Raw genomic sequence first — 26,657 nt, forward strand, 5'->3', positions numbered from 1 at the left:
TTTAGTTCAGCTCCTTTACGAAGGTGAAGATTTCGGACGGGATGTACGGGTTCCCGTCGTACTTGACTTGGGAAATAAACTCGCCTTGAACACCGTTGAAGCGCATGATGTTCTTCAGCTGGCCGGTTGCGTTGTTTTCGATGACAACGACCTTCTTCGCTTTGCTGACGAACTTCTGAACGGATTCAGTCGGGAACGGGTTGAGAACTTTGATGTGCAGGTGGCCGACTTTTTGGCCTTCCGCTTGCAGGCGTTCCATCGCTTCGTCGATCAGGCCGGCGGTGGAGCCGACGCCGATGAGCAGCGTATCGAAGTCTTCGTCGCCATTGAAGGAGAAGGAGTTCGGCAGCTCGATGCCGTCGAATTTGCCGAGACGCTTATCCATCATCTTGTTACGGATGTTCTTGTCTTCGGTCGGACGGCCCACTTCGGTGTGCTCAACGCCGGTCACGTGGTGGATGCCGCCTTTTTGACCCGGGAAGACGCGCGGAGAAATTTTGGAATCGGTGAACTCGTAACGCTTGAACAGCTGGCCGGCTGCAACAGCTTCCAATTGTTCTTGGGTTGCCAAGTTGCCGCGGTCGATGGAAACGCGGGAGAAGTCGAACTTCTCAACGGTTTGGTCGGACATCGACAGCGCGAGGTCGGTCAAGATGATCGTCGGAACTTGGTATTGTTCCGCCCAGTTGAACGCGTCAACGGTCATGTAGAAGCATTCTTCCGCGTTGGACGGCGCGACGACGATCTTTTGGATCTCGCCGTGGGTGCCCCACAGAGCTGCGTACATGTCGGACTGTTCATGCTTGGTCGGCATACCGGTGGACGGACCGCCGCGTTGGGTGTCGAAGATGACGATCGGGGTTTCGGTGATGCCTGCGAGACCGATCCCTTCCATCATCAGCGCGAGACCCGGGCCGGACGTCGAGGTGCAGACGCGGGAGCCGCCGAAGGAAGCGCCGATCGACATGGTGACCGCTGCGATTTCGTCTTCGGTTTGCAGAACGTGGCCGCCGACTTTCGGCAGTTTCTTGATCAGGTATTCCATGATCTCGGAAGCCGGGGTGATCGGGTAGGCCGGCATGAGGCGAACGCCTGCTGCCAGTGCGCCGAAACCGCAAGCGTCGTTACCGGTCAGGTAGAGACGCTCGACACCGTCGCCAGGTGCAAGTTTCAGATCGGAGAGTTCGATGCCTTGGTCGATGACGTATTGGAAGCCCGCTTTCAGGGCGTTCATGTTGTTTTGAACAACTTGTTCGCCTTTGCGGAGGAACTTGTCGTTCAGGTAGGACAGGAAGGTTTCCGGCGAGAGGCCGAGAACCGCTGCGGTTGCGCCGACAGCGACCATGTTTTTCATGATGGCAGAGCCGTTTTCTTCTGCGATTTTGGTGAGCGGAACCGCGAAGAAACGGATTTGCTTGCCTTCCGGTGCGACCGGGTTGAATTTCGCGTCTGCAATCAGGACGCCGTTTTCACGAAGTTCGTGCGAGTTGAAATCGATCGTCTCTTGGTCGAAAGCGATCAAGATGTCCAGGTAGTCGGCGTTCGCCAGACGAGATTTGGTACTGATGCGAATCTTGTAGTTGGTATGACCGCCCTTGATACGGGACGAGAAATGACGGTACCCGTAGATGAAGTAACCATGACGGTTCAGGCTGGTTGCCAAGATGTTACCGGTGGAATCGATACCTTCACCTTGTTGGCCCCCAACTTTCCAAGAAAGTTGTTCTAACATGTTTCAGTTCCACTCCTCGTAGACATTAAGTGAAGTACTCTTATTATACAACTCGGGTGTGAGGATCGAAAAATTGGATCATTGGCGTCGTAAATCAATTAATGCGGCGCGCAACAAATTGATCGAGGCCACATCCGGCTTGTAAACAAATTCAATGATCTCTTGGCGGCGGGTCATGTGCTGCTCGACATCGCGGCGACGGCCCGGTGAACAGATGATCACGTCGAGGCTGTGCACGATGTCGGCGATGTCTTGCTCCGAATGTTTTGTAAACACGCGGATGTCCACGCCGTCGAGACCTGCGTTCTTGAGCGCCAGTAATACTTTGCCCGCAAAGTTCTCCGACTTACACACCAAACCAATTTTTCTTCCCATTGGAATGCGTGCAATCCGGACGATCGTCTCCAATTGCGGGTCCAGCGCGATGGCCAGCACGTTTTTACGCGGGCCTAACAGATCTTTAACCTCATCATAATGAAAGAATGTTGTAATGACAAGGTCGGATGCAAACACATCCGGCAGATAGCGGTCGAGGTCTTGGCTTAAGTCCTCCAACACCATCGGCGTGATCGTGACGCCGGAATCAAACTGCAATTTCTTGGAGAAGTACTCGACTTGCTCGCGGTTGCACTCGATGAACACCACGCGTACTTTGCTGAGAATCTCCAGCTTCTGGCGGGCGCGTTCCGTTGTGAACTCGGCGAATTCCTCCAAGGTGAAACCCAATTGCAGGCCTTCTTCCATCGCCACATCGATGATTTTGAGCAGCAGTTCCTTCCGATTCTCGATGCGGACGGCGTCGTCACGGTCACAGACGAACGTGCCTCGCCCTTGAACCGAGCTTAGGACGCCCTCAGCTTCAAGTTCTTGGTACGCTTGTGATACCGTGTTGCGGCTCACTTTGAGCTTCTCAGACAGTTCCCGCTCCGTGGGAAGTTTGTCGCCGGTTTTCCACACGCCTGATTTGATCTCGGCGAGGACGGCTTCCTTCACCTGTATGTAGAGGGGAATTCCGTTTTTCCGCACAATCGGAAACGGCATGTGCTCACCTCATCAAAATGGATTAATCCATTGGTCCTACACCTTGCTTCGCACACATTATACACCTACAACCGCGATACGAAAAGTTCATTTTGCGGAAAGTTCCTCGATTTGCTATCTTTTGGCTGGGAGGCGTTGTTGAGATGAGACCGAATAGGGAAAAAGTGCTAAATCTGGCCCACCGGGGGGCTTCCGGGCATGCGCCGGAGAACACGATGGAGGCGTTTTACAGAGCAGAACAGCTGGGAGCGGACGGGTTTGAGTTCGACGTCCAATTGACACGGGACGGTGTTCCGGTCGTGATTCACGACGAAACGCTTAACCGGACCACAAACGGGCAAGGCTATGTCTATATGCATACGTTGGACGAACTGCGCGCGTTGGACGCGGGATCATGGTACGCCCCGCAATACAAAGGGTTGCAGATCCCCACGCTTCAAGAAGTGATCGAAACGTTCGGCGGACGCATGGTGTTGAATATTGAACTGAAAAACTCCATCTTCGACATGCCGGGTTTGGAAGAAAAGACATTGGACCTGATTCGTTGCAACCAAATTGAAAATTCGGTCGTGGTTTCTTCGTTCCACCACGGGTCGATGCAGAAGTTTCATGCGCTCGCTCCCGATATCAAGTGCGGGCTGCTTTACGACTGCGTGATCGTGGGAGCGACAGAGTATGCCGAGCGCCTGGGCGCGTCTGCGTTGCATCCTTTTTTTGCGACGGTGAAGCCGGAATTGGTGGCGGAGGCGCATCGAGCAGGGCTGGAAGTGAATGTTTGGACTGTAAACGAAATGGACCATATGCGGTTGGCTGTCCTCTCCGGGGTGGATGCCATGATCACGAACTACCCGGACCGGTTGAAATCGGTTCTTGAGTCCTCTCCTATTATATAGGTAGAGATACCTCGCACGAAGGGCGCTAGCACCGGACGGCGGGGTTTTCTATTGGTCGGAGATGCGTTCGACCAATCTGTTGGTTATACTTGAAAGTGGAGGTGGACAACGTGCCTTTTCACACCGGTTTGATCGGCAAGTACGACCGACATTACTATGAAATTTACCGGGCGCCGACGCGTTCCGACATACGTAAACTTACCGAGCAGAGCGAATACAAACAGAAATGCCGCTTGCTGCTGACGGAAGAGGGGGAGCTGTTTGCGTTTCCCATCGAACTGCTTCATAACCTCGCCACGGCGGAATTGGACCATGAGGGGATCTCGATCGTTTGTTTTTTTGACGAGAACCGTTTGGAAGCGGCGGATGTGGGGAATCTTGATCATGAAGACCTCTGTCGCGCCGTCCAGCAAGCGGCGGAAGGGTTCCGGCAGTTAGGTTTTGGAGACGACACCGATGTTCGCGTGATCCTAAACCAAGGCCTCTGGGGGGATCGAACTTTGAAATTTTGCGATGTCGTGTCAGGAAATTGGTGACAAGATAGCCAAACTATGATATCATCATTATTTGGAGCATAGAGAAGAGCTTCAGCGCTCTTCTTTTTCTTTTGCGTCTGCATACAACCGAGGTCAAAATGTGGGCACACTAGACCAAGAAGGTTTTTTTATTATAGGAGGAACAAGATCTATGGCAATGTTTTCTGAACTGGGAATTGATACAAACGTACTGCGCTCGTTGGAAGAGATGGGCTTTGAATCGGCAACCCCGATCCAAGCAGAAACCATCCCGCTCGCGATGCAAGGCATCGACGTGATCGGGCAAGCGCAAACCGGTACGGGGAAGACGGCTGCGTTCGTCATCCCGACCCTGGCGCGCGTGGATAAGAACCGCAACGCCATCCAAGTGTTGATCATCGCGCCGACGCGCGAACTCGCAATCCAAGTCGCGGACGAGACTTCCAAACTCGGCAAGTTCTCCCGCGTGAACGTTCTGCCGGTCTACGGCGGTCAACCGATCGACCGTCAAATCAAAGCGCTCAAGCGCAACCCGGAATTCATCATCGGCACGCCGGGCCGTCTGCTCGACCACATCCGCCGCAAGACGATCAAACTGCAAGACGTCACGACGGTCATCTTGGACGAAGCGGACGAAATGCTCGACATGGGCTTCCTCGAAGACATCGAAGCGATTCTCGCCGAAGTGCCGGATGAGCGCCAAACCCTGCTGTTCTCCGCGACGATGCCGGACCCGATCCGCCGTCTGGCGGAGCGCTTCATGAAAGACCCGCAAACGGTCAAGATCCAACCGCAAGGCGTCACCGCGCCGAAGATCGCGCAAATCTACTATGAGGTGGCTGACAAGAACAAAGTCGACGCGCTGACCCGTCTCCTGGACGTGGAAGACCCGGAACTCGGCGTGATTTTCTGCCGCACCAAGAAGGGCGTTGACGAACTGCAAAAACTCCTGCAAGCGCGCGGCTACCTCGCGTCCGGCTTGCACGGCGACATGACCCAGCGCGAACGCGACCAAGTCATGCATCAGTTCCGTCAAGGCACGATCGACCTCTTGATCGCAACCGACGTGGCGGCGCGCGGTCTCGACGTCGAAGGCGTTTCGCACGTTATCAACTACGACATTCCGCAAGACGTGGACTCCTACGTGCACCGAATCGGCCGTACCGGTCGCGCCGGCCGCGAGGGCAAAGCGTTGACGCTGGTTACCCCGCGCGAGTTCAAACTCCTGCGCATGATCGAGCAAGCGATCGGCAAGCGCATCCACAAGTCGCTGCTCCCGACGCTCGCAGAACTGAAAGAACGCCAGCAATCCCGCATCATGGAACGCGTCCTGAACGGCATGGAGGACATCGAACCGCAATTCGAGGAACTGGCGAACGAACTGCTTAACCAGCACGATTCCGTGCAAATCGTGGCGGCGGCGCTGAAGATCATCGGCGAAGACCTCGTCGGCGACCAAGAGCTGACCTCCATCGACAAGAGCCTTGAGGAAGTCATCGACTTCTCCAAACGCTTCCGTGAAATGCGCGACCAACGTCGCAACGAGCGCGGCGGCGGCGGCGGTGGCTATGGAAACCGCGGCGGCGGCGGCGGTTACGGCAACAAGGGCGGCGGCTACGGCAATCGCGGCGGCGGCGGCGGCGGCGGCGGCTACCGCGGTCGTGACGGCGAGCGTCGCAGCGGCGGTGGTGGTTACCGTGGCGGCGGCGAAGGCGGCGGCTATCGCGGTCGTGACGGCGAACGTCGCGGCGGCGGTGCAGGCGGCGGCGGCTTCGGCAAGGGCGGTTTCAAGGAACGCAGCGGCGAATCCCGTCGCGCTTCCGGCGAGAACAAAGGCGGCGCACCGCGCGGCCCGCGTTTCTAATCTGACGTACGCAAAAAGTCACGGTTCTGCATCTTGCAGAGCCGTGACTTTTTTTCTGGCAATGCTACAATAGAGTTGAGAAAATTGCGGAAAACGCAGGGGAGAACCAACACTCATGAAACGTAGCAAAGGAACCAACCTGATCCTCTGGCTCATCGTCCTCGTCGTGGTGTTCAGCGGCGTGACGTGGTGGCTGATGGATCAACAGTTGGCGCAAAACAAAGGGCAGAAAACCCTCAAGACGTACACCCTTCACGAAAACGTGATCGTGGGCCCATTCGCGGTCGAACTGACCGATTTGAAAAAAACGAACCGGATCGTCGGTGATAACAATGCAACGGAAGCGCGCGGAACGTACTACAAAGTGAACTTCTCGATGCGCAACCTTCAGGGCACTCCGTTGCCGGTCACCCTCTCGCAATTTAAACTTTTGCTGCCGGACGGGTCCCTGCTTGCGGCTGACAACACGGCAAGTCTTTTGGCAGTCCCGACGGGAAAAGCGTTCTTCCTCCGCAACGTGGAGGGCAAGGAGACGATCAACGGCACCGTCGTGTTTGACGTCCCCAACGTCCCGCTGGTGCGGATGCAGTTGACGTCGGGGGACGGCTCGCAGACGGTCAACTTTGATTTAAAATAACGGAAAAACGGAAAGAAAGCTCTCACTAGCGCCGAGCAAAGGAGAGCTTTTTTTGTTATTCGAGGAGCGTGTCAGGGCGAACGAAATAAAGCACTCCACTTGAGCGGGCAGTGGAGTGCTTATTACTAGTATGCGCTATGAGCGGTAGAGGGCAAACGGTTCTACGTCCACAGAGGTCTTCGCACCCGTCAGCACTTCGCGCATCAGGCGGCCCGTGATGGCGGAGAGCAGCACGCCGTTGCGGAAGTGACCCGTGGAGAGGTACAGACCTGGCACGCCGGGCACTTCGCCCAGCACCGGCAGTCCGTCGCGGGAGCCGGGACGGAGCCCGGCAAGAGGTGCGGCGAACGGCAGGGCGGCGAGCGACGGCATGAGGTGCACGGCTTGGCCGGAGAGCTTCGCGAGCGACCCGAGTTCGGGGCGCGTGTCAAAACCGGACGGTTCCTCCGTCGCGCCGACGTAGACTTGTCCGTTGCGCTTGGGCAGAATGTAGCAGCCGTGCGTGAAGATCGTGTACGGCGTCGGCGGGGCGAACGTGTCGAGCAAGAACGACTGCCCCTTGACCGGAAACACCGGAATGTCGAGTCCGAGTTCTTGGCCGAGCAGTCCCGTCCACGCGCCGGTCGCCAACACCACACGGTTGGCGCGAATCGGGCCGTTTAGCGTCTGAACGCCGACGACAGCGCCGTTTTCGACGAGGAATCCGGTCATCGCCGTGTGTTCAAGGATGTTCGCTCCCAGCATCTTGGCGGACGCGACCAACGCGAGCAAGAGCGCGGCGTTGCGCACTTGGTGGTCGTCGGGGAGGTAGAGCGCGCCGTACGTCGTGCTGACGGTGTCGTCGCCGATGATCTTGCGCAGTTCGTCGTCTTCGTACCATTCGGCGCGCTGGCCCGCCTCTTGCTGCCAAGCAAGCCGTGCGAGAAGCTCTTGACGGTCTGCTTCGTCGACGGCGACGCGGAAGATCCCCGGCGTTTGCAGTTCCATGTCAAGACCTGAGATGTCCAGCAGTTCGTCGCGCAGGTTGGGAAAAAGCGCCCGCGACGCGACGCCGAGCCGGTACATCGGGCCCGGGTTCATCATCTCGACTTGCGCGCCGAGCATCCCCGCTCCGGCGCGGGTCGATTGTGCGCCGAGTTCTCCGCGTTCGATGAGCAGCGTCTGGACGCCTGCCTTCGCCAGTTCATAAGCGACGGCGGCACCGATCACGCCGCCGCCGACGATGAGGACGTCGGTTTCCAGCGCGCGGGACGAGAGGTTTGCGTTTGCGTTCATCGGGACACGCCCCCGTCTGTTACTCCTTGCGCCTGAGAGGCTAGAGAGCGGGCGCTGGGGAGGGCTTTTTTCGGACGATGGACGCTGTTGTCCATCACGTCGCGCAGTTCGCGGGATGCGCGTTCCGGGTCTTCATCCGCCATGACGGCGCCGATGACCGCGATGCCGGCGACGCCGACGGCGAGCACTTCCTCTAAATTATCTTTGGTGATCCCGCCGATGGCGAGCACCGGAATGTTCACCGCTTCGACGACTTGGCGCAGCGCGTCCACGCCGCGCGGCGGCAGGCCGGGTTTGGAGTTCGTGGCGAAGATGTGGCCGTAGGTGATGTAGCTCGCCCCCGTCTGTTCGGCTTGGATCGCTTCTTCGACGGAGTGCACGGAGCAACCGACGAGTTGATGCGGCTGCAGAAGCGGACGAGCCGAAGAGATCGGCAAGCTTTTGGCGGCGAGATGCACGCCTTGTGCTTCGACGGCGAGCGCGACATCGACGCGGTCGTTGATGAGAAGCCCGGCGCCCGCGGCCTGGATGGTCGGGGAGATCGCTTGGGCGAGAGTATACAAATCGAGAGCCGGTGCGGACTTATAGCGCAATTGAATCACATCAGCGCCGCCCTTCACCGCCCGTTCGACAATCGCGTGCAAGTCGTTCGCTTGACGCTTGCCGTCGGTGATCACATGCAATTGAAATCTTGCTTCGGACACACAAATTCCTTCTCTCTCATGGGATTCGGTCCAAGAGGCCATCGTTCCATTTTACGATGCGCACCAATCCACCTGTCCCATGTACAACAGGGAAAATCCTTATTGTACCAGTGATCATTATCGGTAGGGAACAAAAAACCTATCAAAATCCTAACAGTGAGCAAAATACTTGTCAAATTGATAGAGGTGTACCGTTGCTTCAGCAGGGGCATGATACTTGCGGGAAAGGTTGCGGAAAACCACGCCTGCCCACAATCCTATCAAAGGAGTGATCGGAATGGCAGAAAATCATCAAAAACGAAATCAGTACGATGCAGGCAACAATCGTGAGGACGGTGCCTTTGCCAACAACACGGATATGAGCGAAGCGGCAGGAACCGTAGGCGGCGGCGTAGCAGGCGCAGCAGTGGGTTCTATTTTCGGACCGGTCGGGACTGTGGCCGGAGCCATCGCCGGCGGGGTGGCAGGGAACAAGATCGGCGAAGGTGCCGAAGAGAACGAACAGAACAGCGCCAACGCTGCGAATGACATGGAGGACGACAATCGGACTCGATAGGGATCTCACCAAAAGACCATAGTTCGGAATTCAACCGGGCTATGGTTTTTCATCCTGTCGCGAGTCGCGTCCCGAACGGGTTGGTCTGAATAGAAAAGCCCCTGACCTCGAATTCGGGTCGGGGGCTTTCGTTCTGGTTTTCGTTATTGGAGCGCGTGCTCACCTATGTTAACTCACGCCCGTGCATCGCTTCCCACTCCGCCCACGGGACGACCCCGAGTTCCGGCTTCGGTTCATCGGGCAGCATGGCGAGCATTTCCAGCGAGTGCCCGTCCGGGTCTTTGAAAAAAATCGAAATCGCAGGCATCCACGCGATGACTTTCAACGGTGTCTTCCCCGTGTTGTCAAAGTTGCGGGTTTCGATGCCGTGCTCGTCGAAGAAGGCAGCCGCCCGTTTGATGTCTTCCACGGTGGAATGAAACGCGACATGCTCCCGTCGAAACTGTTCCGGGGCGATCTCCCAAACGCCGAGCATGTGGTTTTTGTTCTCATCAAAAAAATAAAAATTCGCGCGTCTCTTCTCCTCATGATGCCCGAGTTTCAAGCCGAGCACCTTCTCGTAAAACTCCGCCGCACGCTCCAAGTTGGTGACATGCAGATGCGCTTCATAAAGTCCGTAGATCATGTTTTGTTTCTCCTTTTCGTGATACTTACCACCAGTCTAACACAAACTGGAAATTCGGAATGTTTTTTATTCCCAAAAATCCATTATTATGAGAAAATGAAGCCCTCGATTCCATCAAACTTCTGGAGGATTCCGATCTATGAAAAAACAAACTCTCTCCACCTTGGCCTCGCTCGGTCTGCTCGCAGGTCTTCTGTCTGTATATCCGTCTGTTGCAGGGGCGGCAGATTCCGTCAAACTGATGGTCGACGATAAAGAAGTGTCCACCGGAGCATCTGCGCCGTTTTTCGTGGGTGACCGCGTCTTTGTACCGGTTCGCACGCTGACAGAAGCTCTTGGAGCGACCGTTACATACGATTCGGGAACCGATTCCGCTGTGATCACCAAGGGCGACATCATGCTGAAGTTAGACTTCCAAAGCGGCAAAGTGTGGAAGAACGGGACTTTGCTCACCTTGGATGAACAACCTCGTCTGGTCAACTACCGGGCGATGGTGCCGGTTCGGTTTATTTCCGAGACGTTTGGCAATGCCGTTACGTATGACGATGTGACCCAAACGGTCACCGTGTTGCCGACGCAAGCTCGACTGGACGAGCGCAAGAGCATTCAAGATCTGTTGAAAAAATCGAGTCAAGCGCTGCAAGCGAAGAAAAGCTATACGACCGATTTCACTATGAAAGTTACCGTACCGACTGAATCGCATGGAACTTTCACGATGGCCCCGTTCCTAAACTCCCTGCAACTGAAAGTGGACACGCAAGCTCAATCGAAACTCCAGCATGTCACGGGGAGCGTTGAGGAATCCATCGGCCATGTCAAAGGCACCATGGATTTCGAATTGTACCGTCAGGACGACACCTTCTACGGGCTCAACCCGCTTTCGGACAATCAATGGTTCAAGCTGATGAATGCCGAAGATGATGAGGGCGTTTGGGAAGGAATTCGAGACGCTGTGAACGCGGTTGTGATGAGCCCGGAACAACTGCAACAATTCGCGGACCTCGCACCGTACGCAACTTTGAAGCAAGACGCGGCGGCCAACACCGTGACCTACCACCTCGACCCGAACGGAATTTGCAAACTTCTTAACACGAAGCGAATCGACAAAGAAGTCCAATCCTTTGACCTCACCCTGCAGTTTGATAAAACATCCGGTTTGGAAACGGGCTACACGGCAGATGTTCATTTCGACAACTCGATCCCCAACCCGTACATCACGTTGCCGACATCCTTCCACGCAGAAGGCAAACTGAGCAATTGGGATAAGGTGCAGGCGATCGCCATTCCGAACGACGTTTTGAAAAACGCTGTTTCTGCCAAGTAAGCACGTAGAAAGGGAATGCGCTCATGTTCTTCCTCCAAATGTCCGGAGTCCCAGGTTCCGGGAAATCGACGCTCGCCAAAGCCCTTGCGAAAAAAACAAACGCGATCGTGGTCGATCACGATATCGTAAAGTCCGCCATGCTGAACTCCGTGCAATCCTTAGAAACCGACGCCGAAACCGTGAAGTTAGACAACCGGCTGGTCGGCAAGATCTCCTACGACATCGAGTGGGCGTTGGTGGATTTCTACCTCGCCCAAGGGCTGAGCGTGATCCTCGACAGCCCTTGCCTCTACACCGTGATGGTGGAGAAGGGCACCCGTCTTTCGCAAAAGCACGGAGCCGCTTATAAATATGTAGAATGTGTGCTCGCAGACCTCGACCAGATTGACCAACGGCTGAGAACCCGCGAGGCCATGGTGAGCCAGAATCGACAAGTCAACTCTCCAGAGGCATTCACCTCCGCTTTCGGTAACAGCCAACGCCCCTCGGAGCACCCCTGTCTGCTGATTGATTCCTCACGTCCGCTGGAGACGTATCTGGAGGAAGTCATCACCTACCTCTCACAATCCTAAATGACCAAAGAACACCTTGACCCATGCGGGCTGGGTGTTTTTTTTAATCAGGAGTCATTCGGGAATCTGCTTGTAGTTTCCGGGAATGAAGTTCAAACTGGGAATGGAATAACATTTGGAGTCACCTTATAATCAGAATACAATTATCCGTTTAAAATCTCTTAAGGAGGATACAATTCCATGTCTAAACTGATTTGCTTAGACCCCGGCCACGGCGGGTACGATCCCGGTGCCACAGCCAACGGAGCACAGGAGAAGGATATTACCTTGCACATCGCTCTCCAACTTCGAGACATGCTCCGGCAGACCGGATTTCGCGTCGTGATGACGCGGGAAACCGATCTCGCGCCGGGCAACACATCCTCCGTCAACCCGGATCTCAACGAGCGTTGCCGCATCGCCAACAATGCGCACGCGGACGTGTTTCTCTCCATCCACGTCAACGCGGGCGGCGGACACGGTGCAGAAATGTACGCCAACGGCGACGGCGGCCCGATTGCACCGCTCGCGAAGGGGATCGTACAAAACGTTTCGCAAATCTGCGGCGTGCACGGGCAGGCGGTGCGCGACGGGGGAAGCAACGGAACCGGGTTTCGCGTGATCGTCGGCACGCAAATGGACGCGATGCTCGTCGAAGTCGGCTTCATCGACTCCGACGACCTCCCGAAAATCCAAGCGAACCTCGATGAATTCGCTCCGCTCATCGCCCGCGCGTTCTGGGATTTCTACGGGATCGCCAACCCGAGTCCGAGCCCGTCGCCGTCCACCCCTTCCACTCCCGTCACCAAGCCGAAACTCGACTCCACGGCGGCCAATGCGGCGCTTGTACATCTCGCAACGTTCTACAACCAAGCCCGCCCCGCCGACCAAGTCGCTCTCAACCGTGCCGCCAACGCCGTGCGCATCGCAGCGGGTCAGCCGATCCAAGATGATTACGGCAAACCGACGCCGGAAGCGGCCCGCCGCGTCGAAGTGCTCCTCCATTCGATGTGGCCGCTGACCGATGACGCCAAGCTGCAAGCCTGTTACACCGCAGCGGCGGAACAGATGCGCGCCGATCAAAAGTAAGCCCGTTTCTCAAAAAATACGCCGCCCTCGGCTTGTATGAAACCGGGGGCTTTTTTTGTTACAATAGATCGATGGAGTGATGAGGCAGTCACTTGGCAGACAGAATGGAGGAATTACATATGTTTATCACCGACACGCACCGCAGCCAGATTCGCGGACACTTGACGCTCATGGAGAAGCAATTTCAGGTGTTGCAACGGCTGTCCGATTATACCGAGGAACAATTTCTCGCCGATCTGATCTTGCAAGCGGCGGGCGAACGCGCTTTGCACTTGGCGCTGGAGAGCTTGACCGACATCGGCAACATCATCATCGACGCGCTGATCATGCGCGACCCGGCGAGCTATGAGGACATCTTTGAAATCTTGACGGAGGAGACCGTGTTCACCCGCGAGTTCTACGACCACTTCATCGACCTCGTGCGCTTCCGCAAACTGCTCGCTCACGAATACGACAAACTCGAAGCCTCCGCCGTGTGGCACTATGTCCGCAAACACGCCGGCGACTTCCCGACCTTGCGTGATTCGATCTCCACCTACGTTAAATTGGGGTGAGTGCCGACATGCCGAAGAGTCACAACAACGGCATCACGGTCAAGGAGCTGACCAAAAACTTCAAAGTCCACGAGCGCGAAGCCGGACTGCGCGGGGCGTTGCATTCGCTGATGAAGCGCTCGTTTCGCACGGTGACGGCGGTGGACTCGATCTCGTTTGGCATTGAACCGGGCGAGATCGTCGGCTTCCTCGGGCCCAACGGTGCGGGGAAGACCACGACGATGAAGATGTTGAGCGGTTTGCTCCATCCGTCCGGCGGCACGATCGACGTCGGCGGCTACGTCCCGTTTCAGCAGAAGGAAGCGTTTAAGAAGCGCATCACCCTCGTCATGGGGCAGAAGTCGCAGTTGATCTGGGACATCCCCGCGGCGGAGACGTTTTTGATCAACCAAGCGATTTATGAAATTCCCGACGCGCAGTACCGGGAGACGGTGGGGGAACTCACCGACCTGCTCGACCTCGAACCGCTGCTGAAAAAGCCGGTGCGCACGCTTTCGCTTGGCGAGCGGATGAAGTGCGAACTCGCCGCGTCGCTGTTGCACCGTCCGGAGATCATCTTCTTGGACGAGCCGACAATCGGGCTTGACGTCAACATGCAAGAGACCGTCCGCCGCTTCATCAAAGCGTATAACGAGCGCTTCAACGCCACGATTTTGCTGACGTCGCACTACATGGCGGACGTCACGGCGCTGTGCAAGCGGGTGATCATCATCAACCACGGGCGGATTCTGTTTGACGGAGACTTGAACCAGCTGGTTTCCACGCATGCGCCGTTCAAGGTTGCCAAGTTGGTTTTTTCCAAGCAGGTGGAGGAGGTCGACCTCGACCGATACGGCACGCTGTTGCACTACGAGTACCCGCAGGCGTCGATTCAGATTCCGCGCGAGGAAGTCTCGCAGCAAGCGTCGCGGATGCTCGCCGATCTTCCGGTGCAGGACTTCACCATCGAAGACCCGCCGATGGAAGACGTGATCGGGATGGCGTTTGCCGCCAAGGAGGGCGCGTAATTCATGCGCAAACTCACCACGCTGTGGCGCGTCTACATCCGATGGATGAAAATTCACTGGGCGATTCTGCTGGAGTACCGGGGAGATACGTTTTTTTACATGCTGGGCGGGTTTATTTCGCCGATCGTCACGCTGGCGGTGTGGATGACCGTCTCCGGCGGCGGTTCGATCGGCAGTTACGACCAGCGCGATTTCATTCTCTACTTTTTGAGCATCATGTTCGTCTCGCGGCTGACGGCGTCGTGGGACGCGTGGGAAGTGGAAGTGCACATTCGGGAGGGGACGCTTTCGGGGTATCTCTTGCGGCCTTCGTCGTATCTGCATTATCGGATCGCGGAGAACCTCGTGTACAAGCTGTTCTACGGCGTCGTGATGGTGGTCGCGTGGATCATTGCGTGGCCGCTGACGGACGTTGTCAGGATTTCGCTGGAGCCTGTGCATGTGCTGTCGATTCTGCTGGCGATCTTGCTCGCGTGTGCGACGCGCTATCTACTGTACTACAACTTAGGGCTCTTGGGCTTCTGGACGACCCGCACGAGCGCGATCGTCGGGTTTGTCGAGGCGCTCTCGATGTTTCTCTCCGGCCGCATCGCGCCGTATGCGCTGTTGCCCGACTGGGTGCGGGAGTCGCAGAGTTTCACGCCGTTTTACTGGAACTTGGGGTTTCCGGTCGACATTATGACCGGCAAACTCACCGGTGCCGCCGTCTGGCAAGGGCTCGGCGTGCAGGCGATCTGGCTGGTGCTCTTCATCGCGGCGTACAGCGTGCTTTGGAAACAGGGCCTGCGTAAACACAGCGCGGTGGGAGGGTGAGGAAATTAGTAACTTGGAGAAAAGAAATTATTGAGCTAAATCAAAAGCATCCGGTGTGCACATATGCGCTCGGATGCTTTTGATTTTTAAAATCCATATGAATGAATTTATTGGTAAATATAGGTTGACTTTATTTTTTATATTTCGTACTATAATCATGAACCAAGAATGTGATTTATAGAAAAGAGGGTATAAGGGTGAAAAAAATCGTCACGTTTTTAGCTGTATCTGCGCTAGTTACCGTATGTACTACAGCGCATGCAACAGAGGGAACAAAGGGGAGTGAGATTGTTAACGATTTGTTACAAGATGGACTCTCCTTGGATGATGCAAAGTATTACGCTGAACTTGACGGTCTAGTAAAGCAACTTAGCAACGACAATAAAGTTGTAAGTTTCAATGGTGTAGAAGAGGTTTCGGATGATTACGCAAGAACTCATCCTCAAGAGATGCGCAAACGGGTTTTGAAATTGGACCCGGCTGCCTTAAAAAAGGCTGCGAAGTCGAATGTGAACTTGATGGAACACGGTCAAACTGATATTCAGAAACAGATCGAAAGTGATCGCAAGAAAAACTCAATCAAACAGTCGTATGAGGTAAAATATCCTGATGGTAGCAAGGTAACGATGAAGTTCGGAACGGAGAAAGCCGTTGATTCTTCAACTGATAAAGTTGAGACCAATACGCATGTTATTGGGCCATGGAATTCAAGCTCTTTTATGTTTATGGATCCGGGTGTTACAGCGAGCGGGAATTACAACACTTGGTGTGAGTGGAGTTTTAGCAGTGGAGTCAATTACTCGAAACTGAAGGATATTCTAAATTGGAACTACAACAAGACTTCTTCGGTTTCTACGGATACGACGAGGGCTGTATCTGATACTGGCAGTTCAGCTTCCTATGGAGTTGTTCAAATTGACAACGAGAGCTTATCAAACATTGGGAGTTACAATGCCCAAGGTGTTTGGCAGTATATTCAAGGTTACACCGATGTCCGCTTTAAAGTAACTGCTTCATTCTCGGCTAGCTACATGGGACTTGGAGTATCGGGCAATGCTGGAGCTCAGTGGCATCAATATGCAATTAATGAGGTTGATGGGTCGGGGACCCCTGAACACTATGCGGCAACTTACCAATAAAAAAAAGTGGGGATTCATAATCCCCATTTTTTTGCTTTCTGCTAGTTGTTGTATATATGCGTGGGGGGAGGTTACAGAAAATAGCTCTTTTTATTTCCATACGATAACAGAAAATAAATGGGCCTTGGAAATGATTGGTGCAGATAAGATAAGAGTCTCTGTAGGTCAAAATAATCTGTATCATGTAAAAGTAGGTATCTTGGATACGGGAATTGCTGGGGAATATGATAATTTGAATTTGAAAAGAGTGGGAGGAAATAAAGATAACGGGCTCCATACGGAGTATCATGGTGTAACAATTGCGGGAATTATAGGTGCGAAGCGAACGCAAGATCTTGACTATCAAGGGTTGTTGCCTGGGATTTCGTTGTACACATATAACGTATCTAACGAAAGTCTTGATAACAAACAACTCGCAAACGGAATAAAGGCTTTTTTACAAAATGGTGTGGATGTTCTCAATATTAGCTTAGGTGGGTTTAAGGCAGATGAAGAGGTATTGATTAATTTGAAGAAGGTAATTGCAAATGGAACAGTTGTAGTTGCCTCTTCGGGCAATAGCGGTACTAGCGATTATAATTACCCAGCGTCTTATTCCTTACCTGGATTACTATCAGTAGGATCTCTTGATAAAAATAACAATATCCTTCCGTTTACTACTGTAAATGATAAAGTCGATCTCTATGTCCCTGGACAAGATATATATTCATTGATGGTTTTGGGTAGTAAGGTTAGCTGCATGCCATATTCAGGAACATCTGTTTCTGTACCTTATGTAACATCTGTGGTGGCTATGATACGAGCGTTAGAACCTTCAATGAGCCCCAAGGATATTAAGCGTATTTTAATTGAAAATTCAGATCATCGTACCGTTTACTGGAAAAATCAAAAAAGGACGGTTAGAGTGATGAATGTTGAAAAGGTGCTTACTGCTATGGGTGTTGAAATCAATAAAAAATAAAGGGGTTTTCGATATGTATAAAATAATGTTTGTTGTTTTGGGGGCTGCTTTTTTGTTGGGGGGGTGCACAAATTCTAAAACAGCAGATGACTCACCTCAAAAAATCGCAATGAACCAGCAAGACAATGATTCAGGTATGGAAGAAAAGCTTTTTCAAGCAGTCAAAATCAAAGTGAATGAGAAGTATCAATTTGCTCAAGATCTCAAGATTACTGATGTTTTGATTGAAGGGAATTCCGGATTTGCTAATTTAGTCTTCGATTTAGATCATGTTATGTATGAAGGGTGCGTTTATGCATATCAAGAAAATTCCGAGTGGAAAGTTGATAACTTTGACTTAACGCCTATAGATTCGAAAAGTCATTTTACAATCCATCAGGTCAGCGGGGGATTACATGACAATCCGCAACAAACCTATCTTATTTCGGCGGGTTACCTTAATGATGAAAGGATCAGCGAAATTCATTTGGATTATTCTCAAACAGGTTTGATGATCATCAAGGTAGGTGCACATCAAAAAACATATTTTGATACGAAACAGGGTGTCACTCAAGGTAGTCTTGAAGTGAAAGGATATGATGAAAAGGGCAACGAAATCATTCGAGAGTAGCACCACCAACTAACTCGGTGTATCAAGCACTTTGAAACAGTACTCGCAAACACCAATCGGCGGCGGGGGAGTAGCGATTGGAGACAACTTTTTTGTTGCTACAACCATCCGACATCAGAGGGATTTTTGAAACTGGTTCAAGAGACGGAGGAGTTTTTGTCGGAAGAACATAAAAGTTGGGAGACCAGAAGGAAGAGCTGATAACCAGCACTTGAATTGGGCATCGTAATTCATTAGACTGAAAGGAACTCGATTCCAGACGGTCGAAAATCCCCTTGCAAGAGGTTCTCTTTTTATGAAAAAAATACTCCACTACGCCCGGCTTCTCTCGACCATGATCCGTCTCGCGATCTCCGAGGAGATGGAGTACCGCTCCAACTTCTTCGCCAACGTCTTGAGCACCGTCTCCGGGCTGTTGGTGTCGCTGCTCACGTTGAAAGTTTTTTTCAACCAGACGCAAGCGATCGGCGGTTGGAGCTTCGAACAAGTGCTCGTGTTGCTCGGCATCTTCAACGCGCTCGACGGCATCGTGCAGATGGTGCTGCGCCCGAACATCGGGCGGATCGTCCAACACATTCGCAAAGGCACGCTTGACCTGATCCTCACCAAGCCGGTTGACGCGCAGTTTTACGTGTCATTCCGGCACATCCTCTTCTGGCCGATCACCGACGTCCTGATGGGGCTCGGGCTCGTCGTCTACGCGGTTCTGCAGATGAACATCGCGATCACCGCGATGAACCTGCTCTGGTTCCTGCTGATGTTCTTGGCGGCGCTCGTCACGCTTTACGGTATCTGGATGGTGCTGATGACGATGTCGTTCTGGTTCGTGAAGGTGGAGAACTTGACGTTCCTGTTTACGTCGCTGTTTGAAACAGCTCGGTTCCCCGTCCAAGTGTACAAGGGCATCTTGCGGGCGCTGTTGACGTACGTGTTTCCTGTTGCGGTTCTGACCACGTTCCCGTCGGCGGCGTTGATCGGGAAGCTGAACGGGACGGACGCCGTGATCTCGTTTGTCATCGCCGTGCTGATGGTCGTGTTCGCCCGCTGGTTTTGGAAGCAGGCGCTGCGCAACTACACCAGCGCCTCCAGCTAGACAGTCTTTTTCCGCAATTCCGTGAAACGAAGTGAGGCCCCTAAACGGAGCCTCACTTTTTTATTCTGTGCTATACTAATTACACGGTACATACCGACACAACAAAGCCAGGGAGTCAGTCCGACTCCCTGGGCCCTTCTTCTATGATATAAACATTGGCTTGCTTCACTCCAAATTCGCGGGCCATCTGATCGTCGTTGAAAAAAACGTCGATGTGCGGCCCCTTTACCGCGCCTCCGGTGTCCTCTGCATAACGGGGTCCGATGCCGGAGATGTACACCAGACTGTGCAGGGGAATCAACTCGGGATCTACGGCAACGGTCAGCCCTTCTTTGGCGGCAGAACCGCTGGCAGTGATGCCGTACCCCCGGTCCCCCGGATGCTTGCCGGTCGATTCATAGGAGCTCGTGTAGGCCGTCAGCTTGCAGGCGATCTTGCGTTTGTAGCCGAGCGGCTCACCGCCGCTGGACATCGTCACTTTGGCGGCGATGTCGCCAAGCTCTTCCCGCGTTTTGGTATGCTGCACCGTGTTGAGCGGAACTTTCAGCGTGTCGCCGATCTTGAGGTTGTCGGGGTTCACCTCAGGATTGTGCTGCAAGATATGCTCGACTTTGGTGTTGTAACGAGTTGCAAGTTCGAACAGCGTATCGCCTTGTTCAATCGTATGACGGGCCATCTGCGGCTCGTCGCGGCGAATCGGTGCCGGAATCACCGAGGCCGTTGCCGACGGGGCTTGCGCGTGAAGCACTTTCAGGGCAGGAAAGGCTCTCGAACTCGAATGCAACTCCAGAGGTTTCACCGCGATGTGCGTAAGCGGTTGCGCCTCGCTGACGTGATGGCCGGCTGTTGACCAGAGCAGAAGTGTCCCCAGCGCGACCATCACCATACTTCGTGGTTGCATGGCAGATCGTCACTCCTCGAAGCGTCATGTAAGAATCTTAACAAACAGTCTTACTGTGCCCGAGGCGCTGTCAGGCTATGCACAAAGTTGAGGGGCAGACTGAGAATGCCCCGCGTACGTTAAACTATTTCCGAGGAAATACAGAGAGGGAGTTGTTCCGATGAGTAAACACGATTTCAACAAACTGGGATACAGCACGCGCATCGTGCACGCCGGCCACAAAGTCGACCCGAGCACCGGTTCGCACAACATGCCGATCTACCAAACTTCGACGTTCGTGTTTGAAGACGCCGATCAGGGCGCCGCGCGTTTTGGCGGCACCGATCCGGGCTACAAATACAGCCGTCTCGGCAACCCGAACACCGACGCGCTCGCAGAAAAAGTCGCGGCGCTCGAAAACGCCGAGATGGGCCTGTGCTTTGGTTCCGGCATGGCGGCGATCTCGACCGTGATGTTCCATCTGTTGCAAAGCGGCGACCACATCGTCGCGGCCGATGCGCTGTACGGCGCGACCTTTGCACTTTTTGACAAGACGTTCAAAAAGTACGGCGTGGAAACGTCTTGGGTGGACACCTCCGACGTGGAGAAGGTGAAAGCCGCGATTCAACCGAACACCAAAGTGATCTACTTGGAAACGCCGGCGAACCCGACGATGAAGATGGCGGACATCCAAGCGATTTCCGAGTTGACCAAGGGCACCGACATCAAAGTCGTCGTCGACAACACCTTCATGTCGCCGTACTTCCAACGCCCGATCGACCTCGGCGCGCATGTGTCGATCCACTCCGCAACCAAGTATCTGGGCGGACACGGAGATGTCGTCGGCGGGATTGCCGTCGGCTATGCGGACATCATGAAGCCGCTGTTCGGCACGCTCAAGGAACACGGCCCGATCATGGGACCGTTCGACGCGTTCTTGCTCAACCGCGGGATTTCCACGCTCGCCGTGCGCATGGAACAGCATAACAAAAACGCCCTCGCCGTCGCCAAGTTCCTCGAAAACCATCCGGAAGTGGTCGAAGTCTACTATCCGGGTCTGGAATCGCACCCGCAGCATGATCTGGCGCGCAAGCAGATGAGCGGGTTTGGCGGCACGATGTCGTTTGTCGTCAAGTCGTTTGAGAAAGGCAAGTCGGTGATGAACAACGTGAAACTCGCCCATCTGGCGGTGTCGCTTGGCGACGTGCACACGCTGATCCAGCACCCCGCTTCGATGACGCATGCGATCATGCCGAAACCGGAGCGGGAAGCGGCGGGTGTCACCGACGGTTTGATCCGCCTCTCCGTGGGGATCGAGAACGTGGAAGACATCATTGCGGACTTGGATCAAGCGCTGCGGGCATAGACATTTTTTTCAAAGTGGCATATGATAGGGAATAACAACTGCAAACCGCGATGCGATGAGGAAGAAGAGTAGCGGCGCAGGTGTGCTTCAGAGAGCCGGCGGGTGGTGCGAGCCGGTGCACGCAGCGTTTGTGAATGGCCTTCCGAGCACTGGACCGAACTTTTCTTATCTAGGGAAAAAGTAGGTTTCGGCGGACCGCCCTACCGATACAAGGGGCTAGGTATAGCAGTTGTGTACCGATTGAGCACAAATGAAGGTGGCACCACGGGTTTTCTCGTCCTTTGACCAGGACGGGGAAGCCCGTTTTTTGTTGTCCAAAAACCGAAGGGCTGACCGCAAAAAAAGGAGGTGGGTCGCATGAGCGACGGCTGGTGGCGTTTTTTCCGAAACGAGAACCGAAATGGAAACGATCAAAACACACATTGGAGGGTTTACGATGACTAACAAAATTCTGGTATCCGGCATTCGTTCCACGGGAGAGCTGCACCTCGGCAATTATTACGGGGCGATGATGGACTTGGTGAACTATCAAAACGAGTATGACGCGTACTTTTTTATCGCCGATTTGCATTCGTTGACGACGCACCCGAACAACCCGGACTTGCGCAAGAACGTGTTGAACGTGGCGGGCAATTACTTGGCGGCGGGGCTTGATCCGGACAAATGCGCGCTGTACGCCCAATCGTCGATCGCCGCCGAAGTGTCGGAACTGGCGATGTACCTCGGCATGATGATGCCGCTGGGCGAACTGCTCCGCTGCCCGACCTTCAAGGAAAAAGCCAAAAAACACCCCGACAACGTCAACTACGGTCTCGTCGGCTACCCGGTGTTGATGGCGGCCGACATCCTTATCCATCGCGGCGAATTCGTGCCGGTCGGCGACGACCAGATGGTGCACCTCGAAATGGCACGCACCATCGTCCGCAAATTCCGCCAAACCTACGGACTCGACCTGTTCCCGGAGCCGCTGGGCATGACCAAAAACGCTGTGCGCATCCCGTCGCTCACCGGCAACGGCAAGATGAGCAAATCCGATGCCGCGGACACCTACATCTCGATGACCGACCCGCAAGACCTGATCGAGAAGAAGGTCAAAAAAGCATTCTCCGACCCCGAGCGGGTGTACAAACACCAACCGGGACACCCGACGGCGGAAGGATGCAACATTTTCCACATGCACACGTACTTCACAGACGAACAGACGCGCGCACAGCTTGAAACACAGTGCTTGAGCGCCGAGATTGGCTGTGTCCAGTGCAAGGCACGCTTGGCAGAATCTATGAAAGAGATCGTGAATCCGTTCCGCGAACGCAGGGAAAAACTGACTGAACAGTACATTTTGGACGTGCTCACAGATGGTCAAAAACGCGCCAAAGAATCGGCACAGCGCACGATTGCAGAAGTGCGCAAAGCGGTTGGAATCATTACGGTCTAACCAACTCTGGCGAAATTTATGCAGATGCCCTCTAGATTTTTGTAGAAGAACTGTTACAATGGAGGAGAAGCATCTGTATCATAGGGTATAGGCATTTATTGAAATAGGGGTGAACCATAGTGAGTAAAGACCTTGGTTGGAAAGTAGGCGGGGCGCAAGGCGAAGGCATCGAGTCCACCGGTGATATCTTTGCACTGTCTCTCTTCCGTCTCGGCTATTATGTTTCCACGTACCGTCACTTCATGTCCTTGATCAAGGGCGGCCACACGAATGGTAAAGTTCGTGTCACCACCGAGAACAAAGGCCATCACGGCGACGACCTGCACATCCTGCTGGCGTTTGACCAAGAGACGATCAACTTCAACTTCCACGAACTCGTGGACGGCGGCTTCTTGATCTACGACACCGCGATCAAGAACGTTGAAGTTCCGGAGAACGACAAAGTCAACATCGTTCCGGTTCCGCTGACCGACATTGCGAAGGAAGCCGGTTCCACCATCATGAAGAACATGGTTTCCATCGGTGCAACCGCCGCGATCATCGGCCTGACCCCGGACGATTTCCGTTCCGTACTGACCGACCGTTTCGGCTCCAAGGGCGGCGACGTCGTCGAGTCCAACATTGCAGCGATGCAAAAGGGCTACGACTTCTACAAAAACAACTTCACCAACACGATCGAACTCCCGGCTCGCCCGGTTCTGAAACCGGAGCGCCTCTTCATCTCCGGCAACGAAGCGACTTCGATCGGTGCGATCGCGGGCGGCGCGCGTTTCCTCTCGCAATACCCGATCACTCCGGCAACCGAAGTAATGTACCAAATGGTGAAACAGTTCCCGAAACTCGGCGGCGCTGTTGTCCAAGCGGAAGACGAAATCGCAGCTGTCATGATGTCGATCGGCGCGAACTACACCGGCGCTCGTTCCCTGACCGCAACTTCCGGCCCGGGCTTCTCGCTCATGATGGAAGCACTCGGTCTGGCCGGCATCTCCGAGACCCCGCTCGTCATCGTTGACGTTATGCGTGCAGGTCCGTCGACCGGCCTCCCGACCAAAACCGAGCAATCCGACGTATTCACGATGATGTACGGTTCGCACGGCGAAATCCCGCGTATCGTCCTCACCCCGCGCAACGTCGAAGAAGTGTTCTACTTCACCAAGGAAGCGTTCAACCTGGCTGAGAAGTACCAATGCCCGGTTATCGTGGCAACCGACCTGTTCATGGGCATGAACAAGTGGACGGTTGAATCGATCGACTTCGACAAGCTCCACAACGAGCGTCAAAACTTCGCGACCCAAGAATACCTTGACTCCCTCGAAAAAGGCGAGTTCAAGCGTTTCGACGTGACCGCAGAGAACGGCATTTCCCTGCGCACCATTCCGGGCATGAAAAACGGACGTTTCGTTGCAATGGGCAACGAACACGACGAAGTCGGCGTGGAAATGGAAGAAACCGAACTGCGCGTGAAGCAAATGGATAAGCGTGCGAAGAAGCTCGTCGGCTTCGACGACATCGTCGGCGCAACCTACGAAGGCGCTGAGAACGCAGAACTGCTGCTCGTCGACTTCGGTTCCACTTCCGGCATTCAGCGCGAAGTGTACGAAGAACTGGTTGCGGAAGGCGTTTCCGTCGGCCACCTGTCGATCGCTCGTCTGCTTCCGTTCCCGACGGCTGACGTCGCTCCGTACATCAACGCAGCGAAAAAAGTCCTCGTCACCGAACTGAACTCCACCGGCCAACTGGCGCAACAACTCAAGCAATTCGTCGGCGGCCACGACAAGTACGAATCCTTCCTGAAATACAGCGGCGACCCGCTTCTGGTCCGTGAAGTTCTGGCCAAAGCGAAGGACGTTGCCGCAAGCTTGAAAAAAGAGGTGACGCTCTAATGGCAACATTGGCAGATTTCCGTGCGGAAAAACCGAACTGGTGCCCGGGCTGCGGTGACTTCACCGTTCTGGCCGCACTTCAAAAAGCAGCAGCAAACATGGGTCTTGAACCGGAGGATATGGTAACCGTTTCCGGTATCGGTTGCTCCGGCAAGATTTCTCAATACATGGGCTCCTACGGCTTCCACTCCCTGCACGGCCGCTCCCTTCCGGTTGCGACTGCGGTGAAGTTGTCGAACACGGACCTGACCGTTGTCGCAGCAGGCGGCGACGGCGACGGCTACGGTATCGGTATGGGTCACTTCGTCCATGCAATGCGCCGTAACATCGACATCACCTACATCGTCATGGACAACCACATCTACGGCCTGACGACCGGTCAAACCTCCCCGACCTCTGACAAAGGGACCAAGACCAAAACCGCTCCGGACGGCTCCACCGACGAGCCGGTACATCCGCTGCAAATGGCGATCATGGCAGGCTGCGGCTACGTCGCTCAAGGTTACTCCGGCAACCTGAAGCAACTGACCGAGCTGATCGAAGGCGGCATGAAGCACAAAGGCTTCTCGCTGATCAACATCTACTCGCCGTGCGTCACCTTCAACAAAGTCAACACCTACGATTTCTACAAGCAACACTTGATCAACGTTGACGAAGACGCGTCTTATGACAAGACCGACCGTTTCGCAGCGATCAAGAAAATTGAAGAAACCGAAGAGCTGCTCACCGGTCTGCTCTACCACAACACCGAAAAGCTTCCGTACCACGAAGCGAACACGGCGTTCCCGACCACCCCGATCGTCAAGGCTGACATCAACCTCAACCAAGAGAACTGGGGCAAACTGATCGCTCAATTCAAATAAGTCGTTTTTTTCGAGAAAAAGCTCTTGTGCGCTGCGTGCGTGCAAGAGCTTTTTCCATTATAGTCAAAGTATTGAGATTGAGGATCGGAGGAGGCAGTGAAGTGTTTAAGCGGTGGAAAGGGTTCGCGATGGTCTTGACCGGCGGCATGTTTTGGGGGTTGTCCGGGACGGTGGCGCAGAAGTTGTTTGTGGAGGAAGGGTTTACACCGGGGTTTTTGGTGTGTATACGGCTGGTGGTGGCCGGGGCGTTGCTTCTGTTATTTGCTTCGTTTGGCGAGAAACGGAGGCAGGTGTTCGGGGTTTGGAAAGATCACGAGTCTCGCATTCGCTTGGTCGTGTTCGGGTTGATCGGGATGCTCGGGGTGCAGTATACGTACTTTGCTTCTATAGAAAAAGGCAATGCGGCGGCGGCGACGCTGTTGCAGTATCTGGCACCGTTGTTGGTGGTTGTGTATCAGGCTTGGTTGAAGTCGAAATTGCCAAGCGGGCGGGAGACGCTTGCGGTGGCGTTTGCGCTGGTCGGTACGCTGTTGTTGGTGACGAACGGCTCGTGGCATTCACTCTCGATATCAACGGCAGCAGTGGTCTGGGGGTTGTTGTCGGCTGTCGGATTGGCGTTTAACGCAATCTATCCTTCGGAACTCCAGCGCAAGTGGGAATCCACGGTGATCTTGGGATGGGCGATGGTCGTGGGAGGCGCTGCGTTGGCTCTGATCAACCGACCGTGGAACGCTGTCGGCATGCACTGGTCGTGGGTGAGCGCGGCGGAAGTGATCTATGTAGTGATATTCGGTACGTTGGTTGCGTTCTATCTATTTATAGACAGTCTGCGCTATGTGACGTCCACGGAGGCTTCCTTGCTGTCGATCATTGAACCGCTGGTGGCTGTGTTGGCGTCCGTGTTTTGGCTGAAGGTGCCGCTTGGTTTCTATGAAGGAATCGGCGGTGTGTGCATTTTGGTGACGGTGGCCATCTTGGCGGTGAGGAAGGCTGAACCTAAAGTCAGCGATTGAGCGTGTACGGAAACAAAATCAGGAGGTGAGTTCGCCTGTTTCTCGGATATCGGGAGAGACGGGCGATTTTGTTTGTTCAGGGGGTAGAAGGTGCGTTGTTGCTTGGGTCTGGGCATGATAAGATAACTCTTGTCGCCGCGAGAGACAAGCGGTTGGCGCGAGAGTGATCTCGCGATTGATCCTTGAAAACTAAACGAGTGATAGATGAAGATCGATTCGAGCCAGAAGCTCTTC

At 54.3% G+C, this 26,657-nt stretch carries 26 protein-coding genes and 1 other annotated feature; of the genes, 20 read left to right on the forward strand and 6 right to left on the reverse strand.

Going from position 1 to position 26,657, the window contains the following annotated elements; all coding sequences use genetic code 11:
- Position 1 precedes the first annotated feature (1 nt).
- Both EL26_RS18590 and EL26_RS18595 read right to left on the reverse strand, forming a co-directional pair.
- Positions 2–1,732 carry a 2-oxoacid:acceptor oxidoreductase subunit alpha gene (locus EL26_RS18590; RefSeq protein ID WP_038092499.1) on the reverse strand — a complete coding sequence of 577 codons (1,731 nt, stop codon included), beginning with the start codon at positions 1,730–1,732 and terminating at the stop codon, positions 2–4.
- Between the two features lie 78 nt (positions 1,733–1,810).
- Positions 1,811–2,773, reverse strand: a complete 963-nt coding sequence (locus EL26_RS18595; protein WP_038092502.1) for a GntR family transcriptional regulator — start codon at positions 2,771–2,773, stop codon at positions 1,811–1,813.
- 143 nt (positions 2,774–2,916) lie between these two features.
- Here EL26_RS18595 and EL26_RS18600 point away from each other — a divergent pair, with 143 nt between their 5' ends.
- The 4 genes from EL26_RS18600 (at position 2,917) to EL26_RS18615 (ending at position 6,682) form a co-directional block, all read left to right on the forward strand.
- Positions 2,917–3,666 (forward strand): glycerophosphodiester phosphodiesterase, encoded by a 750-nt coding sequence (locus EL26_RS18600; RefSeq protein ID WP_038092505.1) that lies wholly within the window; start codon positions 2,917–2,919, stop codon positions 3,664–3,666.
- Positions 3,667–3,776: 110 nt separating this feature from the next.
- On the forward strand, positions 3,777–4,202 hold the full coding sequence (locus tag EL26_RS18605) for a hypothetical protein (protein WP_038092507.1): 426 nt from the start codon (positions 3,777–3,779) through the stop codon (positions 4,200–4,202).
- Between the two features lie 151 nt (positions 4,203–4,353).
- The gene (locus EL26_RS18610) at positions 4,354–6,045 is read left to right on the forward strand and encodes a DEAD/DEAH box helicase (RefSeq protein WP_038092509.1); all 1,692 of its coding nucleotides are present in this window, start codon (positions 4,354–4,356) and stop codon (positions 6,043–6,045) included.
- 115 nt (positions 6,046–6,160) lie between these two features.
- A complete protein-coding gene (locus EL26_RS18615; RefSeq protein WP_038092511.1) occupies positions 6,161–6,682 on the forward strand; it encodes a DUF4352 domain-containing protein in 522 nt (173 codons plus the stop codon).
- A gap of 135 nt (positions 6,683–6,817) precedes the next feature.
- Here the strand turns inward: EL26_RS18615 and thiO are convergent, their stop codons facing one another.
- Positions 6,818–7,957 carry a glycine oxidase ThiO gene (thiO, locus tag EL26_RS18620; protein ID WP_038092514.1) on the reverse strand — a complete coding sequence of 380 codons (1,140 nt, stop codon included), beginning with the start codon at positions 7,955–7,957 and terminating at the stop codon, positions 6,818–6,820.
- Positions 7,954–8,661: a thiamine phosphate synthase gene (thiE, locus tag EL26_RS18625; RefSeq protein WP_238546149.1), complete on the reverse strand. Its 708-nt coding sequence runs from the start codon at positions 8,659–8,661 to the stop codon at positions 7,954–7,956. Before thiE ends, thiO begins: the two co-directional genes overlap by 4 nt.
- A gap of 277 nt (positions 8,662–8,938) precedes the next feature.
- Between thiE and EL26_RS18630 the strand changes: the two genes are divergently transcribed.
- Positions 8,939–9,217, forward strand: a complete 279-nt coding sequence (locus EL26_RS18630; RefSeq protein WP_038092516.1) for a glycine zipper domain-containing protein — start codon at positions 8,939–8,941, stop codon at positions 9,215–9,217.
- Between the two features lie 163 nt (positions 9,218–9,380).
- Here the strand turns inward: EL26_RS18630 and EL26_RS18635 are convergent, their stop codons facing one another.
- Entirely contained in the window at positions 9,381–9,842 is a 462-nt protein-coding gene (locus EL26_RS18635; RefSeq protein ID WP_038092519.1) for a VOC family protein, read from the reverse strand.
- A gap of 139 nt (positions 9,843–9,981) precedes the next feature.
- Here EL26_RS18635 and EL26_RS18640 point away from each other — a divergent pair, with 139 nt between their 5' ends.
- From EL26_RS18640 to EL26_RS18685, 10 genes are all read left to right on the forward strand, one after another.
- Entirely contained in the window at positions 9,982–11,166 is a 1,185-nt protein-coding gene (locus tag EL26_RS18640; RefSeq protein ID WP_038092522.1) for a copper amine oxidase N-terminal domain-containing protein, read from the forward strand.
- A 23-nt stretch (positions 11,167–11,189) separates the two neighbouring features.
- Positions 11,190–11,738 (forward strand): P-loop nucleotide/nucleoside kinase family protein, encoded by a 549-nt coding sequence (locus tag EL26_RS18645; RefSeq protein WP_038092525.1) that lies wholly within the window; start codon positions 11,190–11,192, stop codon positions 11,736–11,738.
- A gap of 180 nt (positions 11,739–11,918) precedes the next feature.
- Positions 11,919–12,806, forward strand: a complete 888-nt coding sequence (locus tag EL26_RS24065; protein WP_052036560.1) for an N-acetylmuramoyl-L-alanine amidase family protein — start codon at positions 11,919–11,921, stop codon at positions 12,804–12,806.
- Positions 12,807–12,898: 92 nt separating this feature from the next.
- Complete coding sequence (gene hepT / locus EL26_RS18655) at positions 12,899–13,360, forward strand: type VII toxin-antitoxin system HepT family RNase toxin (RefSeq protein WP_152559323.1); 462 nt, start codon at positions 12,899–12,901, stop codon at positions 13,358–13,360.
- An 8-nt stretch (positions 13,361–13,368) separates the two neighbouring features.
- A complete protein-coding gene (locus EL26_RS18660; RefSeq protein WP_038092528.1) occupies positions 13,369–14,367 on the forward strand; it encodes an ABC transporter ATP-binding protein in 999 nt (332 codons plus the stop codon).
- A gap of 3 nt (positions 14,368–14,370) precedes the next feature.
- Complete coding sequence (locus tag EL26_RS18665; RefSeq protein ID WP_038092530.1) at positions 14,371–15,180, forward strand: ABC transporter permease; 810 nt, start codon at positions 14,371–14,373, stop codon at positions 15,178–15,180.
- 197 nt (positions 15,181–15,377) lie between these two features.
- Positions 15,378–16,319, forward strand: coding sequence for a hypothetical protein (locus EL26_RS18670; RefSeq protein ID WP_038092533.1), 942 nt, complete (start codon positions 15,378–15,380; stop codon positions 16,317–16,319).
- On the forward strand, positions 16,300–17,280 hold the full coding sequence (locus EL26_RS18675; protein WP_038092535.1) for a S8 family peptidase: 981 nt from the start codon (positions 16,300–16,302) through the stop codon (positions 17,278–17,280). The genes EL26_RS18670 and EL26_RS18675 overlap by 20 nt, the downstream gene beginning before the upstream one ends.
- Positions 17,281–17,293: 13 nt before the next feature.
- The gene (locus EL26_RS18680) at positions 17,294–17,890 is read left to right on the forward strand and encodes a hypothetical protein (protein WP_038092539.1); all 597 of its coding nucleotides are present in this window, start codon (positions 17,294–17,296) and stop codon (positions 17,888–17,890) included.
- A 295-nt stretch (positions 17,891–18,185) separates the two neighbouring features.
- Positions 18,186–18,983 carry an ABC transporter permease gene (locus EL26_RS18685; protein WP_052036562.1) on the forward strand — a complete coding sequence of 266 codons (798 nt, stop codon included), beginning with the start codon at positions 18,186–18,188 and terminating at the stop codon, positions 18,981–18,983.
- Between the two features lie 115 nt (positions 18,984–19,098).
- On the opposite strand, the gene EL26_RS18690 is transcribed toward EL26_RS18685, so the two are convergent.
- On the reverse strand, positions 19,099–19,884 hold the full coding sequence (locus EL26_RS18690) for a 3D domain-containing protein (protein ID WP_081857329.1): 786 nt from the start codon (positions 19,882–19,884) through the stop codon (positions 19,099–19,101).
- A 160-nt stretch (positions 19,885–20,044) separates the two neighbouring features.
- Between EL26_RS18690 and EL26_RS18695 the strand changes: the two genes are divergently transcribed.
- From EL26_RS18695 to EL26_RS18715, 5 genes are all read left to right on the forward strand, one after another.
- Entirely contained in the window at positions 20,045–21,229 is a 1,185-nt protein-coding gene (locus EL26_RS18695) for a trans-sulfuration enzyme family protein (protein ID WP_038092542.1), read from the forward strand.
- A gap of 46 nt (positions 21,230–21,275) precedes the next feature.
- Positions 21,276–21,514: a binding site (T-box leader), on the forward strand.
- A gap of 151 nt (positions 21,515–21,665) precedes the next feature.
- Positions 21,666–22,664: a tryptophan--tRNA ligase gene (gene trpS, locus EL26_RS18700; RefSeq protein ID WP_038092544.1), complete on the forward strand. Its 999-nt coding sequence runs from the start codon at positions 21,666–21,668 to the stop codon at positions 22,662–22,664.
- 119 nt (positions 22,665–22,783) lie between these two features.
- Positions 22,784–24,547, forward strand: coding sequence for a 2-oxoacid:acceptor oxidoreductase subunit alpha (locus EL26_RS18705; RefSeq protein WP_038092547.1), 1,764 nt, complete (start codon positions 22,784–22,786; stop codon positions 24,545–24,547).
- Positions 24,547–25,410 (forward strand): 2-oxoacid:ferredoxin oxidoreductase subunit beta, encoded by an 864-nt coding sequence (locus tag EL26_RS18710; protein WP_038092549.1) that lies wholly within the window; start codon positions 24,547–24,549, stop codon positions 25,408–25,410. The genes EL26_RS18705 and EL26_RS18710 overlap by 1 nt, the downstream gene beginning before the upstream one ends.
- A 101-nt stretch (positions 25,411–25,511) precedes the next feature.
- Complete coding sequence (locus tag EL26_RS18715; RefSeq protein ID WP_038092553.1) at positions 25,512–26,423, forward strand: DMT family transporter; 912 nt, start codon at positions 25,512–25,514, stop codon at positions 26,421–26,423.
- The last annotated feature ends 234 nt before the right edge of the window (positions 26,424–26,657 follow it).

The organism is Tumebacillus flagellatus (assembly GCF_000714935.1).
Taxonomy (GTDB): domain Bacteria; phylum Bacillota; class Bacilli; order Tumebacillales; family Tumebacillaceae; genus Tumebacillus; species Tumebacillus flagellatus.

Bases quoted from the DNA above. Each gene is read 5' to 3' on its own strand.
- EL26_RS18590 (WP_038092499.1), bottom strand. From the start codon at position 1,732: ATGTTAGAACAACTTTCTTGGAAAGTTGGGGGCCAACAAGGTGAAGGT.
- EL26_RS18595 (WP_038092502.1), bottom strand. From the start codon at position 2,773: ATGCCGTTTCCGATTGTGCGGAAAAACGGAATTCCCCTCTACATACAG.
- EL26_RS18600 (WP_038092505.1), top strand. From the start codon at position 2,917: ATGAGACCGAATAGGGAAAAAGTGCTAAATCTGGCCCACCGGGGGGCT.
- EL26_RS18610 (WP_038092509.1), top strand. From the start codon at position 4,354: ATGGCAATGTTTTCTGAACTGGGAATTGATACAAACGTACTGCGCTCG.
- EL26_RS18615 (WP_038092511.1), top strand. From the start codon at position 6,161: ATGAAACGTAGCAAAGGAACCAACCTGATCCTCTGGCTCATCGTCCTC.
- thiO (WP_038092514.1), bottom strand. From the start codon at position 7,957: ATGAACGCAAACGCAAACCTCTCGTCCCGCGCGCTGGAAACCGACGTC.
- EL26_RS18630 (WP_038092516.1), top strand. From the start codon at position 8,939: ATGGCAGAAAATCATCAAAAACGAAATCAGTACGATGCAGGCAACAAT.
- EL26_RS18635 (WP_038092519.1), bottom strand. From the start codon at position 9,842: ATGATCTACGGACTTTATGAAGCGCATCTGCATGTCACCAACTTGGAG.
- EL26_RS18640 (WP_038092522.1), top strand. From the start codon at position 9,982: ATGAAAAAACAAACTCTCTCCACCTTGGCCTCGCTCGGTCTGCTCGCA.
- EL26_RS18645 (WP_038092525.1), top strand. From the start codon at position 11,190: ATGTTCTTCCTCCAAATGTCCGGAGTCCCAGGTTCCGGGAAATCGACG.
- EL26_RS24065 (WP_052036560.1), top strand. From the start codon at position 11,919: ATGTCTAAACTGATTTGCTTAGACCCCGGCCACGGCGGGTACGATCCC.
- EL26_RS18660 (WP_038092528.1), top strand. From the start codon at position 13,369: ATGCCGAAGAGTCACAACAACGGCATCACGGTCAAGGAGCTGACCAAA.
- EL26_RS18665 (WP_038092530.1), top strand. From the start codon at position 14,371: ATGCGCAAACTCACCACGCTGTGGCGCGTCTACATCCGATGGATGAAA.
- EL26_RS18675 (WP_038092535.1), top strand. From the start codon at position 16,300: ATGCGGCAACTTACCAATAAAAAAAAGTGGGGATTCATAATCCCCATT.
- EL26_RS18680 (WP_038092539.1), top strand. From the start codon at position 17,294: ATGTATAAAATAATGTTTGTTGTTTTGGGGGCTGCTTTTTTGTTGGGG.
- EL26_RS18685 (WP_052036562.1), top strand. From the start codon at position 18,186: ATGAAAAAAATACTCCACTACGCCCGGCTTCTCTCGACCATGATCCGT.
- EL26_RS18690 (WP_081857329.1), bottom strand. From the start codon at position 19,884: ATGCAACCACGAAGTATGGTGATGGTCGCGCTGGGGACACTTCTGCTC.
- EL26_RS18695 (WP_038092542.1), top strand. From the start codon at position 20,045: ATGAGTAAACACGATTTCAACAAACTGGGATACAGCACGCGCATCGTG.
- trpS (WP_038092544.1), top strand. From the start codon at position 21,666: ATGACTAACAAAATTCTGGTATCCGGCATTCGTTCCACGGGAGAGCTG.
- EL26_RS18710 (WP_038092549.1), top strand. From the start codon at position 24,547: ATGGCAACATTGGCAGATTTCCGTGCGGAAAAACCGAACTGGTGCCCG.